The 300-nt window shown below is 42.3% G+C and carries 1 protein-coding gene; it reads left to right on the top strand.

All coding sequences use genetic code 11. The annotated features are described in order from the left end of the window. The coding region (locus N8M95_RS09230) for a mucin-binding protein (RefSeq protein WP_390897297.1) at nucleotides 1-300 on the top strand (300 nt) is incomplete at both ends.

Raw genomic sequence — 300 nt, 5'->3', positions numbered from 1 at the left:
AGCGGATAAATCAGAAATCCCAGCTGTAAGTGGAGTTCAAGCGAAAGACCAAGACCGTGTTGAAACAGTCACTTATCATAAGGATGCCCAAAAAGCTGTTATCCGTTATGTAAGCACTAATGGTAATCAAGTTCTCAAAACAGATGAAGTAACAGGTAAGTCAGGAGAAGCCATTGCCTACAGCACTACAAGTCAAATCACAGAATTCAAGAAACAAGGCTACAAGCTTGTTAGCGATGAATTCACAGCAGGTGGTGCGAAGGTTTATGACTACGATACAGCACGTGACCAAGTCTACAC

Source organism: Streptococcus mitis, from assembly GCF_946190325.1.
Classification (GTDB): Bacteria; Bacillota; Bacilli; order Lactobacillales; family Streptococcaceae; genus Streptococcus; species Streptococcus mitis_CF.
Note: the sequence above shows the minus strand (reverse complement) of the source record. Positions and strands in the feature narration are given on the sequence as shown.